This is a genomic window from Streptomyces sp. NPDC050085 (assembly GCF_044460595.1).
Lineage (GTDB): Bacteria > Actinomycetota > Actinomycetes > Streptomycetales > Streptomycetaceae > Streptomyces.
This window is the reverse complement of record NZ_JBITJZ010000011.1, coordinates 1-14,677: the sequence shown is the minus strand read 5'-3', so window position 1 is coordinate 14,677 and position 14,677 is coordinate 1. Positions and strand designations below refer to the sequence as shown.

15 protein-coding genes are annotated in these 14,677 nt (G+C 71.7%); 11 read left to right on the top strand and 4 right to left on the bottom strand.

Annotated elements, in window-relative coordinates:
• Positions 1–84: 84 nt before the first annotated feature.
• From ACIBUY_RS31795 to ACIBUY_RS31785, 3 genes are all read left to right on the top strand, one after another.
• The gene (locus ACIBUY_RS31795) at positions 85–1,410 is read left to right on the top strand and encodes a M20/M25/M40 family metallo-hydrolase (protein WP_365576102.1); all 1,326 of its coding nucleotides are present in this window, start codon (positions 85–87) and stop codon (positions 1,408–1,410) included.
• Positions 1,411–1,547: 137 nt separating this feature from the next.
• Positions 1,548–1,781, top strand: coding sequence for a chaplin ChpH (gene chpH / locus ACIBUY_RS31790; RefSeq protein WP_365576104.1), 234 nt, complete (start codon positions 1,548–1,550; stop codon positions 1,779–1,781).
• 152 nt (positions 1,782–1,933) lie between these two features.
• Positions 1,934–2,722, top strand: a complete 789-nt coding sequence (locus ACIBUY_RS31785; RefSeq protein ID WP_399154436.1) for a chaplin family protein — start codon at positions 1,934–1,936, stop codon at positions 2,720–2,722.
• A 90-nt stretch (positions 2,723–2,812) separates the two neighbouring features.
• Here the strand turns inward: ACIBUY_RS31785 and ACIBUY_RS31780 are convergent, their stop codons facing one another.
• Positions 2,813–3,001 (bottom strand): DUF5703 family protein, encoded by a 189-nt coding sequence (locus tag ACIBUY_RS31780; RefSeq protein WP_093801618.1) that lies wholly within the window; start codon positions 2,999–3,001, stop codon positions 2,813–2,815.
• Positions 3,002–3,048: 47 nt separating this feature from the next.
• Between ACIBUY_RS31780 and ACIBUY_RS31775 the strand changes: the two genes are divergently transcribed.
• Positions 3,049–3,744: a hypothetical protein gene (locus ACIBUY_RS31775; RefSeq protein ID WP_399154435.1), complete on the top strand. Its 696-nt coding sequence runs from the start codon at positions 3,049–3,051 to the stop codon at positions 3,742–3,744.
• Between the two features lie 68 nt (positions 3,745–3,812).
• Here ACIBUY_RS31775 and ACIBUY_RS31770 read toward each other — a convergent pair whose 3' ends face one another.
• Together ACIBUY_RS31770 and ACIBUY_RS31765 are read right to left on the bottom strand one after the other, a co-directional pair.
• Complete coding sequence (locus ACIBUY_RS31770; protein ID WP_399154434.1) at positions 3,813–6,068, bottom strand: helix-hairpin-helix domain-containing protein; 2,256 nt, start codon at positions 6,066–6,068, stop codon at positions 3,813–3,815.
• The gene (locus ACIBUY_RS31765) at positions 6,065–7,048 is read right to left on the bottom strand and encodes an aldo/keto reductase (protein WP_365576112.1); all 984 of its coding nucleotides are present in this window, start codon (positions 7,046–7,048) and stop codon (positions 6,065–6,067) included. The genes ACIBUY_RS31770 and ACIBUY_RS31765 overlap by 4 nt, the downstream gene beginning before the upstream one ends.
• Before the next feature lie 143 nt (positions 7,049–7,191).
• On the opposite strand from ACIBUY_RS31765, the gene ACIBUY_RS31760 reads away from it, so the two are divergent.
• On the top strand, positions 7,192–8,247 hold the full coding sequence (locus tag ACIBUY_RS31760; RefSeq protein WP_365576114.1) for an LLM class F420-dependent oxidoreductase: 1,056 nt from the start codon (positions 7,192–7,194) through the stop codon (positions 8,245–8,247).
• Positions 8,248–8,464: 217 nt separating this feature from the next.
• Complete coding sequence (locus ACIBUY_RS31755; RefSeq protein ID WP_399154433.1) at positions 8,465–9,253, top strand: ferritin-like domain-containing protein; 789 nt, start codon at positions 8,465–8,467, stop codon at positions 9,251–9,253.
• Positions 9,254–9,296: 43 nt separating this feature from the next.
• Here ACIBUY_RS31755 and corA read toward each other — a convergent pair whose 3' ends face one another.
• Positions 9,297–10,298, bottom strand: coding sequence for a magnesium/cobalt transporter CorA (gene corA / locus ACIBUY_RS31750; RefSeq protein ID WP_399154432.1), 1,002 nt, complete (start codon positions 10,296–10,298; stop codon positions 9,297–9,299).
• A 74-nt stretch (positions 10,299–10,372) separates the two neighbouring features.
• Here corA and ACIBUY_RS31745 point away from each other — a divergent pair, with 74 nt between their 5' ends.
• The 5 genes from ACIBUY_RS31745 (at position 10,373) to mshC (ending at position 14,493) form a co-directional block, all read left to right on the top strand.
• On the top strand, positions 10,373–11,059 hold the full coding sequence (locus tag ACIBUY_RS31745) for a histidine phosphatase family protein (protein ID WP_365576120.1): 687 nt from the start codon (positions 10,373–10,375) through the stop codon (positions 11,057–11,059).
• Between the two features lie 103 nt (positions 11,060–11,162).
• Positions 11,163–11,753, top strand: a complete 591-nt coding sequence (locus ACIBUY_RS31740) for a DUF3090 domain-containing protein (protein ID WP_365576122.1) — start codon at positions 11,163–11,165, stop codon at positions 11,751–11,753.
• Positions 11,717–12,625, top strand: a complete 909-nt coding sequence (locus ACIBUY_RS31735) for an SCO1664 family protein (RefSeq protein WP_399154431.1) — start codon at positions 11,717–11,719, stop codon at positions 12,623–12,625. The genes ACIBUY_RS31740 and ACIBUY_RS31735 overlap by 37 nt, the downstream gene beginning before the upstream one ends.
• Positions 12,626–12,734: 109 nt before the next feature.
• Positions 12,735–13,172, top strand: coding sequence for an SRPBCC domain-containing protein (locus ACIBUY_RS31730; protein ID WP_399154430.1), 438 nt, complete (start codon positions 12,735–12,737; stop codon positions 13,170–13,172).
• 91 nt (positions 13,173–13,263) lie between these two features.
• On the top strand, positions 13,264–14,493 hold the full coding sequence (gene mshC / locus ACIBUY_RS31725; protein ID WP_365576128.1) for a cysteine--1-D-myo-inosityl 2-amino-2-deoxy-alpha-D-glucopyranoside ligase: 1,230 nt from the start codon (positions 13,264–13,266) through the stop codon (positions 14,491–14,493).
• Positions 14,494–14,677: the final 184 nt, after the last annotated feature.

Genomic DNA, 14,677 nt, shown 5'->3' with positions numbered 1-14,677 from the left:
GCATGTGTCGAGCGGTGCCCGCCCTTGGGTGTCGGCGCCCGGAGAGAGAGGATGAGGGGGATCCACAGGGAGAGAGGAACAAGCGTGAGTGAGTCGAGCACGGGCAGGGCCGCCTCCGGACAGGACGAGGTCGTCGACCTCTGCCGCGAACTGATCCAGATCGACACCAGCAATTACGGCGACCACTCGGGTCCCGGTGAACGCAAGGCCGCCGAGTGGGTCGCGGAGAAGCTCGCCGAGGTCGGCCTCGAACCCCAGATCTTCGAGTCGCACCCCGGCCGCGCCTCCACCGTGGCCCGCATCGAGGGCGAGGACCCGTCGCGGCCCGCGCTCCTCATCCACGGCCACACCGACGTCGTCCCGGCCAACGCCGCGGACTGGACCCACCACCCCTTCTCCGGCGAGGTCGCCGACGGATGCGTGTGGGGCCGCGGCGCGGTCGACATGAAGGACATGGACGCGATGACCCTCGCGGTCGTACGGGACCGGCTGCGCAGCGGCCGCAAGCCCCCGCGCGACATCGTCCTGGCCTTCCTCGCCGACGAGGAGGCGGGCGGCACGTGGGGTGCGCGCCACCTCGTCGACAACCACCGGGACCTCTTCGACGGCGTCACCGAGGCGATCAGCGAGGTCGGCGGGTTCTCGTTCACCGTGAGCGAGCAGCGCCGGCTCTACCTCGTGCAGACCGCCGAGAAGGGCATGCACTGGATGAAGCTGAGCGTGGCCGGCACCGCCGGGCACGGCTCGATGATCCACCGGGACAACGCGATCACCGAGCTGTCCGAGGCCGTCGCCCGCCTCGGCCGCCACGAGTTCCCGGTCCGCGTCACCAAGACGACCCGCGCCTTCCTCGACGAACTCGGTGACGCCCTCGGCACCGAACTCGACCCCGAGGACATGGAGTCGACCCTCGCCCGGCTCGGCGGCATCGCCAAGCTGATCGGCGCGACGCTCAGCAACACCGCCAACCCCACGCAGCTGGGCGCCGGTTACAAGGTGAACGTGATCCCGGGTGAAGCCACCGCGCACATCGACGGACGCTTCCTGCCGGGACACGAGGACGAGTTCCTCACCGACCTGGACCGGATCCTCGGCCCGAAGGTCAAGCGCGAGGACGTGCACGCCGACAAGGCCGTCGAGACCACCTTCGACGGGGCGCTCGTCGAGGCCATGAAGTCCTCGATCGAGGCCGAGGACCCGATCGGCAAGGCCATCCCCTACATGCTCTCCGGCGGCACCGACGCCAAGTCCTTCGTGGAGCTCGGCATCCGCAACTTCGGCTTCGCACCGCTGCAGTTGCCGCCCGAGCTCGACTTCGCGGGCATGTTCCACGGCGTGGACGAGCGCGTTCCGGTCGACGGACTGAAGTTCGGGGTCCGGGTGCTCGACCGGTTCATCGACGCATCCTGAAATCCCAACAATCGGCCGCACGTGCGTACTTGACTGAAAAGAGTGAAAGGAACCATACGCTCGTAGCCCCATAACTTTCTCCTCGTTACAGGGAGTGCAGTCCGCGGCTGGGACTGCATTGCCAACAAGGAGGAATAATGATCAAGAAGGTCGTCGCTGCTGCGGCTGCCACTGGTGGTCTCGTGCTCGCTGGCGCGGGCATCGCCGCTGCCGACGCCGGTGCCCAGGGTGCCGCCGTGAAGTCCCCCGGTGTGCTGTCGGGCAACGTCGTTCAGGCGCCGATCCACGTGCCGGTGAACGTCTGCGGCAACACGGTCTCCGTGATCGGGCTGCTGAACCCCACCTTCGGCAACACCTGCACCAACAGCTGACGTTGTTGTGCCTCACCCCTTGAGGGTCTGAGTCCGTCGGCCCCGGAGTGCGCGCCATGCACTCCGGGGCCGATCGGGCATTCGGCGCGGAGGCACCACGTCCCGCGCCTTTCCAGAAGGTACTTAGGCAAAGTTCTAAGGCAGGGAAAGCTATGCGACAGGTCACGCGCAAAGGCCTGATCACCGTGGCGGCCGCGACCGGCGTGCTCGCCGTCACCGGTGGCTACGCGCACGCGGACTCGGGCGCGCACGGCAGCTCTTCGGACTCACCGGGCGTCCTGTCCGGCAACTCCGTCCAGCTCCCCGTGGACGTCCCGGTCAATGTGTGCGGCAACACCGTCAATGTCATCGGGCTGCTCAACCCGGCGGCCGGCAACAGCTGCGCCAACACCTCGGGTTCCGGCAAGGGCGGCGGCGGCTCGCACCACAAGCCGTCCGGCGGCGGATCGCAGGCCACGGGCCACACCGGCGACTCACCCGGCGTCGGCTCGGGCAACGACGTGCAGCTGCCGGTCGACGTGCCGGTGAACGTGTGCGGCAACTCGGTCGACGTCGTCGGTCTCGGCAACGCGACCGCGGGCAACGAGTGCACGAACACCGGTGGTGGCGGACACACCACCACGCCACCCAGCGGCCCCGGCAAACCCCACCAGCCGGGCAAGCCGCACACCCCGGGCAAGCCCCACCAGCCGGGCAAGCCGCACACCCCGGGCAAGCCGCACCACCCGACGACCCCGGCCGGGCACCACCCGGACAAGCCGGGTGCGCCGAGTGCGGACACTCCCAACCAGCCGGGGACGCAGACCGTCACCAAGCCCAAGGGCGAGTCCCAGCTCGCGATGACCGGCAGCGAGCTGCCGATCGGCGCGGCGGGTGCGCTGGCCGCGGGTGCGCTGCTCGGCGGAGCGGTGCTCTACCGGCGGTCGAAGGCGGCCGCATGACGGCGTGAGCCGAGCAGGCAGTACGAACGGAGCGGGCCCCGCATCGGCGGGGCCCGCTCCGTTTGCGTGGCCCGACCCGTCAGGTTCAGGTCACCACGTGGCCCGCAGCTGGCGGATGATCCGCCGCCGCAGACGCACCCGGCGACTGCCGTCGCGGTGCAGGCTCAGTCGGTCCAACTCCCAGTGTCCGTACTCGGCATGGTCCGTCAGCAGTCGCGTCGCGTCCTTGCGGGAGACCCCGCGCGGTACGTACACGTCGACAAATTCGTATTCCGGCATCGCATCTATTGTGCGGGCAGAGCCCCGGTACGGATAGCGTCTGCACTATGTCTGATGCTGCGCAGCCCACCGCTGCCGAGGTACGCGCCGCCGCCGAGGCGGTCAAGGCTGCGCTCGACCGCCACCTGGCGGCTGTCGAGCGCAGGTTGGGAGAGGACGACCCGGCCGTCTACGAAGCGTTCAACGAACTCGCCGCCGCGGCCGAGGAGTACGACGAGCTCCTCTACGACCGCTACGACGAGGTCACTCCCTTCGAGATCCCCGGCGGCGACGACGGGCTGCCGCCGTACACCGGACCGCAGGAGCCGAACGCGCTGAGCGTGCTGATCCGACGCGACTACGCCGTGGTGGAGCCGCAGCGTCTTCTCGCCCAGGCCGGCCGGGTCGCCGACCTCGACGGGGACCCGGACATCGACACCGAGTCGGCGACCGGCGCGGGCAGCAGCGTGCACGCCGCGCTCGGCGTCCTCTTCGGCGAGTTCGAACCCGACGAAATCGCCTCCCGGCACAAGGAGTTCGGCCTGGAGGAGGGCGACTCGACGCTCTGGGTCACCGCCGCGGACGAGCCGTCGGAACCGGGCGAATGGCTGGAGGCCCCGTTCGACCAGACCGACCCCCAGCAGGTCGTGTGCCGGTTCGACGTCAGTGCCGTCTTCGACGACGAGCTGGACGAGGACGACCCGGACCCGGAAGTGGACGACGACGTGGAGCTGGACGAGCCGCTGGAGGAGGCGGAGCGCTGACGGCCCCGCACCTGCCGAGGCGGCCGCTCCCGACGGGGGCGGCCGCCTGCTGCTTGTGGCACCAGGGCCTAGGCTCCGGGAACCTGGGCCCTGACCAGCCCCTGCAGGCGCGTCGTCCGCGGCTTGGCGGGGACCTCGGCCACCGCGCGGGGGAGCGCCGCGTCCGCCCCGTGCACCACGGACAGGTGCCGCTCCCCGCGGCTGAACGCCGAGTACACCCAGGGCCGGCTCAACGCCTGCGTCGCATCGCCGGGCAGCACCACCACGACCGCGGGCCACCGCAGCCCCACGGCCTGGTGCCCGGTCACCGCCCATCCGTGCCGCACGACCCGCTCGACCTGCTCCTTCGGTACGACGATGGGCTCGCCCTCGCACTCGAGGCGCAACCCCTCCGCGTCGGCGCCGAGCACCCGCCCGGGCCGTACCCGTCCGGGAGCCGGTACGTACACCACCCGGTCCCCGGGGTCGTACCCCCCGAACCGCCCGGGTCCTGGGTTCAGCCGCTCCTTCAGTGCCGCGTTCAGCGCCCGCGTCCCGGCCGCGCCGCCGTGCCCCGGAGTGATCACCTGCGTCTGGTCGGCCGGCACCCCGATCGCCCGGGGCACGGAGTCGGCGACGAGCTGCACGGTGCGGTGGATCGCCTCCGCACCGTCCCGCACGGGCACGATGACGACTTCCTTGCCGGGCGCCTCCACCTGGTTCAGCTCGCCGATGCCGATGCCCGAGACCAGCTCGCCGATCGGCCCGAAGTCCGGTGTGCGGGAGGCGATCCGCGGGCAGATCCCGGCGGCCAGGAGATCCGCGAACACCCGGCCGGGCCCCGCCGACCACAGGGTGCCCGGGTCGCCGCTGAGCAGCAGACAGGTGTCGTCGGCCAGGAGCTCCACGAGCAGTGCGGCATCGTCCACGTCCAGCTGTGGCGCGTCCAGGACGACGAGGAGGTCGAGGGCGAGCGACCCGTCGGCCTCCCGCCCCGGGCCCTCCGTCTCCGCGAACAGCCCCTCCACGGTGGCCGTCGCCGACTCGGGGGCGTCGGGCCCGAGCAGTGCGGCGGCCCGTCGCCGCCCGTCCGCGCCCGGTGCCGCGACGCACACCCGCAGCCCGAGTCGCGCCGCGGCCGCCGCGGTGGCGACCGGCTCCGCGCGGGCCGCCTCGCCGCCGGTGTGCAGGACCAGGCGCTGCGTGCCGATCGCGCGCAGCAGCTCGGCCGTCGTACCGCCCGCGGCGACGGCGGCCGCCTCCCAGTCGCCGGCGACCGAACCGCCTTCCTTGTCCGAGGAGTTGATCAGCCGGGCGAGTCCGTCGGCGAGGCTCTCCTCGGCGAGTGCGCACCGCTCCAGGCCGACCAGGACCCGCACCGGCCGCTCGGCGCCCTCTTCGTCGTCCTCGTCCCCGGCCGGCTCCGGCACGGGTGCGTCGTCGAGCGCGTCCTGGAAGAGCAGCGCGTCCCCCTCCGCGACGGCGCCCTGCACGGCGGCGTCCGGCTCCGGCACACCGCGCTTGCCCAGCGCCTCGACGAGGACGGGCAGATCGAGGGCGGTGTGCCCGGCCGTCGCGGCCTGCTCGAGCAGCCAGACGGTGACGGCACGGCCGCGCCGCTCGTCGTCGGGCGCGCACTCGGCGCCGAGCAGCGCCCGCGCGAACCCGTCGGCCTGCTCGGGGCGGACTCCGGGGACCCGCAGCAACTGCCAGGGGTCCGCCCGCAGTTGCTCCTGCGCGCCCTCGCCGAGCGTCCGGGCGGCCTGGGCGGCCAGGGCGTCGGGCGCCCCGCCCTCGACGAGCACGGCCCGCACCGCGCCCACGGTGTCGGCGTCGGGGCCCGCGTCGACGACGGGCGCGGAAGGTGCCGGCCTGCGCACCGGCTCGGGCGCGACGGGCCTGCGCGGCTCGGGCACCGGCTCCGCGAACACGGCCGCGGACGGCTTCTCGCCGCTCTCCACCGCGCGTACGGCGGCCAGCAGGTCCGCGGCCTTCCCGCTCAGCTTCGCGCCGGCGTCGACCGGCCCCTCCTTGGCGGCCCTGCGCTCCGCGATCTTCTCCCGGAGCTCACGCTGCGCGGCCAACTCGGCCTGCGCCTCGGAGAGTTCGGCGCTCTCCGCGGACGCGGTCCCCGAGGCGCCCTCGGCCGCCGGCTCCGCGTCCTGCGAGGATGCGTCCTCGGAGGACGCGGCCGACATCTCGGCAGGCGTCTCGACCGATGCGCCGCCAGACGTCTCGGCAGACGTCTCGCCAGACGTCTCGGCAGACGTCTCGGTCTCCGTGTCCGGCCCGGCGTCGGGGCGCGCCCCGGACTCGTTCTCCGCGGCAGCGGACTCCGTACTCACAACGTGCTCCAGTCCTGATCGGGATAGCGGTGCACGGGCGCCGACACGTCGTCGAGCGCCTGGCAGATCTCGTCAGGAAGACTAAGGGCCTCCACTGACAATGCCGCCGTGAGCTGCTGCGCGTTGCGCGCGCCGACGATCGGCGCGGCCACCCCCGGCCGGTCCCTGACCCAGGCCAGAGCCACCTGCAGCGGCGTCACGGCGAGCCCGTCCGCCGCTATCGAGACCGCGTCCACGATGTGCCCGGCCGCCTCGTCGAGGTACGGCGCGACGAACGGCGCCATGTGGTCGGACCCGCCCCGCGAGTCCGTCGGCGTGCCGTTGCGGTACTTGCCCGTGAGCACCCCTCGGCCCAGCGGCGACGACGGCAGCAGGCCGATGCCCAGGTCGAGCGCCGCGGGCAGCACCTCGCGCTCCACGCCGCGCTGCAGCAGCGAGTACTCCATCTGCGTACTGGCCAGACGCGTGCGCATGCCCGGCGCCGCCAGCTGCCAGGTGCCGGCCTTGGCCAGCTGCCACCCGCAGAAGTTCGAGACGCCCGCGTATCTCGCGCGGCCGCTGCTGACCGCGATGTCCAGGGCCTGCAGCGTCTCGTCCAGCGGCGTCTCGCGGTCGTACGCGTGCACCTGCCACAGGTCGACGTAGTCCGTACCGAGCCGGGCCAGCGAGGCGTCGAGCGCGGAGAGCAGATGGCCGCGCGATCCGTCGAAGCGGCGGTCCGGGTCGGGCACGCTGCCCGCCTTCGTGGAGATGACCAGGTCCCGCCGCGGCACGAGCCCCTCGACGAGCCGGCCGAGCAGGTACTCCGACTCCCCGTCCCCGTACACGTCGGCCGTGTCGACGAGGGTGCCGCCCGCCTCCCAGAACGCCTTCAACAGGTCGGCGGCGTCGTGCTCGTCGGTGTCCCGGCCCCAGGTGAGGGTGCCGAGCCCGATCCGGGACACGCGCAGGCCGGTGCGGCCGAGATGCCTCTGCTCCATGGGCGCTGAGATTACTGGCCGAAGGTCAGGATCGGGGCCCCTGTGGACAACTGTCGCGCGGCCCGGCGCGCTAGGGTGCCCGGCAAGGGACGTTACCGATGGGTAAACCAGCGGATCCGCACGGCGTTAAGGGGATGTGGTCAATGAAGCTCGGCATCAATCTCGGGTACTGGGGCGCGGGCATGGACGCGGACAACCTGGCGGTCGCGAAGGAGGCCGACCGGCTCGGCTACGCGGTCTGCTGGGCCGCCGAGGCGTACGGCTCGGACGCCGCGACCGTCCTCGCGTACGTCGCCGCGCAGACCGAGCGCATCGACGTCGGCTCGGCCATCTTCCAGATCCCCGCCCGCCAGCCCACGATGACCGCGATGACGGCCTCGACCCTCGACTCGCTCTCCGGCGGCCGCTTCCGCCTCGGCCTCGGCGTCTCCGGGCCGCAGGTCTCCGAGGGCTGGTACGGCGTCAAGTTCGACAAGCCGCTGGCGCGCACGCGCGAGTACGTGGAGATCGTGCGCAAGGCGATGAGCCGCGAGCGGGTCTCCTACGAAGGCGCGCACTGGACGCTGCCGCTGCCGGACGGCCCGGGCAAGCCCCTCAAGCTGACCCTGCACCCGCAGCGCGAGCACATCCCGCTCTACATCGCCGCGATCGGCCCGAAGAACCTGGAGCAGACCGGCGAGATCGCCGACGGCGCCCTGCTGATCTTCCCGTCCGCCGAGCACCTGGAAGAGACCACCATCGCGCCGCTGCGCGCGGGCCGTGAGAAGGCCGGCAAGACCATGGAGGGCTTCGACGTCTGTCCGACGCTGCCGCTCGCCGTGGGCGCCGACAAGGACGTGCACGCGCTCGCCGACTTCTTCCGCCCGTACACGGCGCTCTACGTGGGCGGCATGGGCAGCCCCAAGCAGAACTTCTACAACCGGCTCGCCCAGCGCATGGGTTACGAGAAGGAGGCCGTCGAGATCCAGCAGAAGTACCTCGGCGGCGACAAGGAGGGCGCGGCCGCGGCCATCCCGCACCAGCTCATCGACTCCACGACGCTGCTCGGCTCCGTGGAGCGGATCGCCGACCGGATGCAGGCCTACGCCGCGGCCGGGGTCACCACGCTGACGATCAATCCGGCCGGCTTCACGCTCGACGAGCGGGTGGCGGCGCTGCGGGCGGGCACCGAGGCGCTGGAGCGCGCGGGTCTCGCCTAGGGAAGTCTGCGGCCGTGGTGGGGGCTCGGGGGGTCTTCCCCGCCACGGCCGTCACGGGAACAACGCGCCATGCGGCGCGCGGTTACGCCCTTCCCCGGTGTTCGGGTCCTCCGTTCGGCCGAGTCGTCCGCGGTACCTGTTGCCCCTCTTCACGCACCGCATTTGACTCGTTCTTTGCGGAACATCGGATCCCGCGTGGAGGCATGGAGGTACCCCGATGCTGTCGGCCAAGAGTCTGTTCCAGGAGATCCTCGACGACGACGAGTCGTTCCGGCTGTTCTGCTCCATCGCGGCGAGCGGTGAGTCCCAGGGCGGCTGGGAGAACGGGCGGATCGCGGCCCTCGTCCCCGAGAGCGAACGGGCCCTCGCCCCCAAGGTGGCCCGGCACGGCGCCGACGAGGACAAGCACGGACGCATCTTCCACGCCCTCATGAAGAAGCGCGGCCTGCAACCGGTGCCCGTCCCCGACGAGGCCGACTACACGATGCTCCTGGAACGGCACGGCATCGGGCTCGCCCACGAACAGCTCCGGCGCGACGAACCGCTGACCGTGCAGGACATCGTCACGTACCTGGCACACAGCCGGGTCACCGAACAGCGCGCCTCCGAGCAGATGGAGCTCCTGCGCAAGCACTTCGCCGACCACCCCGACATCGGCCGCGCGGTGAAGATGATCTCCAACGACGAGGACAACCACCTCGCCTACTGCCACGAGGAACTGCTCCGCTTCGCGTACGCGGGCCACGGCCGCACCATCCAGCGCGTCCTGCGCGAGTGCGCCCTCGCGGAGATCGCCGTCTACCGGGACGTCAGTCTGGCCGTCATGGACCACATGGGCCGCATCCTGGGCTGGCCGAAGGCGAAGTCGGCCGTGCTCGCCGCGGGCATCCACGCCGTGTACGCGTACGAACGGGCAGGCGGCTGGCGGCGCATGGTGTCCCTGAAGATGCCGCAGCGGCGTGACGCGCTCGGCGGCCCGGCGACCACGTCGGTGGAGTTCGCCTGACCCGCGCGCGTGGGCACGTACGCCCGTGTGGGCAGGTACGCGCTCACAGCCAGCCGCGTCGCTTGAACAACCGGTACAGGCCCAGCTCCAGAGCGGCCATCAGCAGGATCACCGCGGGGTACGACCACACCCAGTGCAGCTCGGGCATGTGGTCGAAGTTCATGCCGTAGACGCCCGCGATCATCGTGGGCACCGCGGCCATCGCCGCCCACGCCGAGATCTTCCGCATGTCGTCGTTCTGCCGCACGCTCATCTGCGCCAGGTGCGCCGACAGGATGTCCGAGACCAGGCGGTCGAGGCTGTCCACGGACTCGTTGACCCGCGTCAGGTGGTCGTTCACGTCACGGAAGAACGGCTTCGCGTCCTCGTTCACGAACGGCACCGACGCGAGCCCCCACGGACCCACGCCGGACAGCCGGGCCAGCGGCAGCGCCAACGGGCCGGTGGCGCGCCGGAATTCGAGGATCTGCCGCTTGAACGTGTAGATCCGCGACGCCGCGTCCCGCGAGCCGCCGCGATCCGGCGAGAAGACCTCGGCCTCCAGCTCCTCCAGGTCGGTGCCGAGCTCGTTCGCGACCTCCAGGTAGTGGTCCACGGCCGCGTCCGTCACCGAGTAGAGGACCGCCGTGGGCCCGTGGGCCAGGAACTCGGGGTCGTCCTCCAGCCGCTTGCGTACGGCCGCCAGAGGGGCGCCCTCGCCGTGCCGCACCGTCACCACGAACGAGTCGCCCAGGAACAGCATCAGCTCGCCCGTCGACACCTGGTCGCTCTTCGGCTCGTAGACGACCGGCTTGAGGACGACGAAGAGCGAGTCGTCGTACACCTCGAGCTTCGGCCGCTGATGTGCCTTCAGCGCATCCTCGACCGCCAGCGGGTGCAGCCCGAACTCCTCGCTGACCAGGGCGAACTCGTCCTCGGTCGCCTCGTGCAGGCCGATCCAGACGAACGCGTCGCCGCTCGCGCGGGCCTGGGCGAGCGCGTCGGAGAAGTCCGCGGGGCCCTCGGTCCGGCGCCCGTCCCGATAGATGGCGCAGTCGACGATCATGAACCGCATTCTCCCTGGGAGGCGCTCGGGGCACACTTCCGTCCCGGCACGTGGCCTGACTTAGGGTGGCTGCCATGCCCACGCTGATTCTCGTCCGGCACGGACGCTCCACCGCCAACACCGCGGGCCTGCTCGCCGGGTGGACCCCCGGCGTGGCCCTCGACGAGCGCGGGGCCGCGCAGGCCGCGGCGCTGCCCGAGCGCCTCGCGGACCTGCCGCTCGCCGGGATCGTCACCAGCCCGCTGCAGCGCTGTCGGGAGACGCTCGCCCCGCTGATCGCTGCGCGGCCCGGCGTGCCGGTGCACAGCGAGGACCGGATCGGCGAGTGCGACTACGGCGACTGGTCGGGCCGCAAGCTCGCCGAACTCGCCGACGAACCGCTGATGCAGGTCGTCCAGCAGCACCCGACCGCCGCCGCGTTCCCCGGCGGTGAGTCCATGCGGCAGATGCAGCACCGGGCCGCCGAGGCGGTACGTGAGTGGAACGCGCGCGTGGAGCGCGAGCACGGCGCGGACGCCGTGTACCTCATGTGCTCGCACGGCGACATCATCAAGTCCCTTGTCGCGGACGCCATCGGGCTGCATCTGGACCTCTTTCAGCGCATCTCCGTAGAGCCGTGTTCCATCACCGCGATCCGTTACACGCGTCTGCGCCCGTTTCTCGTACGCCTCGGTGACACCGGGGACTTCGCTTCCCTGGCGCCGCGTGAGGAACCCCAGGGCCCGGACGCACCCGTGGGCGGCGACGCGGGCGCACCGTGATCGTCGGCCGCAGTAGGGTGAAGCAGCCGTAGGCACGGTCGGGTCCGGCCGGCCGCGGCCCGCACCACAGCCAGTCGATTCCCAGATCCCAGGAGATCAGGACGTGTCCCGTCAGGTGTTCCTCTACGACCCTCCGGAGCGTTTCGTGGCCGGCACGGTCGGACTCCCCGGGCGCCGCACCTTCTTCCTGCAGGCCTCGGCAGGAACCAGGGTCACCAGCGTCGCGCTGGAGAAGACCCAGGTGGCCGCGCTCGCCGAGCGCATGGAAGAGCTCCTCGACGAGGTCGTGCGACGCAGCGGGGGCAACGCTCCGGTGCCCGCCGTGGTGCCCACCGAGATCAGTGACACGGCACCCCTGGACTCGCCCGTCGAGGAGGAGTTCCGCGTCGGCACCATGGCGCTCGCCTGGGACGGCGACGAACAGCGCATGATCGTCGAGGCCCAGGCCCTCGTCGAGCTGGACGCCGACTCGGACGAGGACCTGGCGGAAGCAGAGGAAAGGCTTCTCCAGGACGAGGAGAACGGCCCGCCGATGCTCCGCGTGCGCCTCACCGGGACGCAGGCCCGCGCCTTCGCCAAGCGGGCCCTGGACGTCGTGAACGCGGGCCGCCCGCCCTGCCCGCTGTGCAGCCTGCCGCTCGACCCGGAGGGACACGTATGTCCGCGCCAGAACGGATACCGGCGCGACGCGTGAGCGACCTGGACCTGCTCGCCCTGGGTGAGCTGCACGTCGAGGGACAGATCCGCGACGCGTCGAACGCCGTCCTGCTGTGCACCGTCACGTACGAGGGCCGCGAGGCCGCCTGCGTCTACAAACCCGTGCGCGGCGAGCGCCCCCTGTGGGACTTCCCCGACGGGACGCTCGCGCAGCGCGAGGTCGCCGCCTACGAGGTCTCCGAGGCGCTCGGCTGGGCCCTCGTGCCGCCGACCGTGCTGCGCGACGGACCGTACGGCGAGGGCATGTGCCAGCTGTGGATCGACGGTCCCGACGGCTCCGACAACACGGACGGCTCTGACAGCACGGACGGCTCCGACAACACGGACGGCTCTGACGGCTCCGACGGCGATGCGGTACGGGAGCCGGAGCAGCTGCTCGCCCTCGTCGACGCCGAGGAGCCGGAGGAGGGCTGGAAGGCCGTCGCGTTCGCCGAGGTGGGGGAGGGGCGCACCGCACTGCTGGTGCACGCCGACGACCCCCGGCTGCGCCGGCTCTCCGTACTCGACGCGGTGATCAACAACGGTGACCGCAAGGGCGGCCACCTGCTCGTCGACGCCGAGGGGCACCTGTACGGCATCGACCACGGGGTCACCTTCAACGCCGAGGACAAGCTGCGCACGCTGCTGTGGGGCTGGGCGGGGGAGCCGCTGACCGAGGAGGCGACCGCGGCCCTGGAGGCGCTGCGCGAGCGCCTCGGCGCGGGCGAACCGCTCGCCGTGCGTCTCGCCGAGCTGATCACCGAGGCCGAGCTGGAGGCCGTACGGGAGCGGGTGGCGGCCCTGCTGAAGAGCGGTCGGCACCGCGAGCCCGGCGGCGAATGGCCCGCGATTCCCTGGCCGCCGATCTGATCCGTCGCTCTCCGGCCCGTCCCTGCCCGACCTCCACCTGCACCTTTCTGACCTGCGGGTTTTCCCCGTCCACGGGCGATTGTCAGTGGGCGGGGCTACGTTCGGTCCCATGACCAAGCTGATTGTCGAGGACCGGATCGACCGCCCGGTCAAAGATGTGTTCAACACGATCGTCTCGCCCGAGGGCCTGTCGAGCTTCTTCACGTCAGAGGCGTCCGCCGCGATGATCCCCGGCACGACCGTGACCTGGCGTTTCGGGCATGCGGACGCCACGTTCGACGTGCGGATCGGTGAGATCGAGACGGATCGGCTGATCTCCTGGAGCTGGCCCGGTGGCGACGTCACCATCGAGCTCGCGGCCGAGGAGGAGGCCACGCGGCTGACGATCACCGAGCAGCCCATGGGCGACGGGGTCGAGGGGGCCGCCCGCGCCGTCGGGCAGACACAGGGCTGGACGTACTTCGTGTGCGACCTGCGCGCCTATCTGGAGCACGGCATCCGCCACTTCGGGCTCTCGGACGCGATCCGGGCCACGGTCGTCGCCTAGCGGACGGATCATGGGCGCGCAAGAGGGCCTCTTCGGCCCCGGGACCCGGTCCGGTTCGTATGTGGAAGCTGCGTCCGGTTAGGCTCAATGCATGCATGCCTGGCCCGCTTCTGAGGTCCCCGCCCTGCCTGGCAAGGGCCGCGACCTGAGGATCCACGACACCGCGACCGGAGGACTCGTCACCCTCGAGCCCGGTCCCGTCGCCCGTATCTACGTGTGCGGCATCACGCCGTACGACGCGACCCACATGGGTCACGCGGCGACCTACAACGCGTTCGACCTCGTTCAGCGCGTGTGGCTCGACACCAAGCGGCAGGTTCACTACGTCCAGAACGTGACGGACGTCGATGATCCTCTCCTTGAACGGGCCGTGCGCGACGGTATCGACTGGACCGGCCTCGCCGAGCGCGAGACCGCCCTGTTCCGCGAGGACATGACCGCCCTGCGGATGCTGCCGCCGCAGCACTACATAGGCGCGGTCGAGGCGATACCCGGCATCGTGCCGCTCGTCGAGCGACTGCGCGACGCCGGTGCCGCCTACGAGCTCGACGGCGACATCTACTTCTCCGTGGAGGCCGACCCGCACTTCGGGTCCGTCTCGAACCTGGACGCCGCGGCGATGCGGCTCCTGTCCGCCGAGCGCGGCGGCGACCCGGACCGTCCGGGCAAGAAGAACCCGCTGGACCCGATGCTGTGGATGGCCGCCCGTGAGGGCGAGCCCAGCTGGGACGGCGGCTCGCTCGGCGCGGGGCGGCCCGGCTGGCACATCGAGTGCGTGGCCATCGCCCTCGACCACCTCGGCATGGGCTTCGACGTCCAGGGCGGTGGCTCCGACCTCGCCTTCCCGCACCACGAGATGGGCGCCTCGCACGCCCAGGTGCTGACCGGCGAGTTCCCGATGGCCAAGGCGTACGTCCACGCCGGCATGGTCGCGCTCGACGGCGAGAAGATGTCCAAGTCCAAGGGCAACCTCGTCTTCGTGTCCGCGCTGCGGCGCGAGGGCGTCGACCCGGCCGCCATCAGGCTCGCGCTGCTCGCCCACCACTACCGGGCCGACTGGGAGTGGACCGACCAGGTGCTCAGCGACGCCGTCGAGCGGCTCGGCCGTTGGCGGGCCGCGGTGTCCCGGCCGGACGGGCCGTCGGCCGACGCGCTCGTCGCGGAGGTCCGCGAGGCCCTGTCGAACGACCTGGACGCACCCGCGGCGCTGGCCGCCGTCGATCGTTGGGCCGCGCTGCAGTCGTCCGACGGCGGGGACGACGAGGGTGCGCCGGGTGTGGTCTCTCGGGCCGTTGACGCGCTGCTCGGGGTCGCGCTTTAGGTCCCCCACCCCACCCGTTTGTGAACAGCCCCTCCGGGGCGAGTGGTTGAGGTCGCGGGGCGCAGCCCCCCCCCCCCCCCCCCCAAACCCCGGGGGGGGTTTTAGGACCCCACGGCCCGGGGGGGGTGTGCGCCAAAACAAACCCCAGCACAAAACCTATTTCAACCTCAACCCCCCCCCGCGA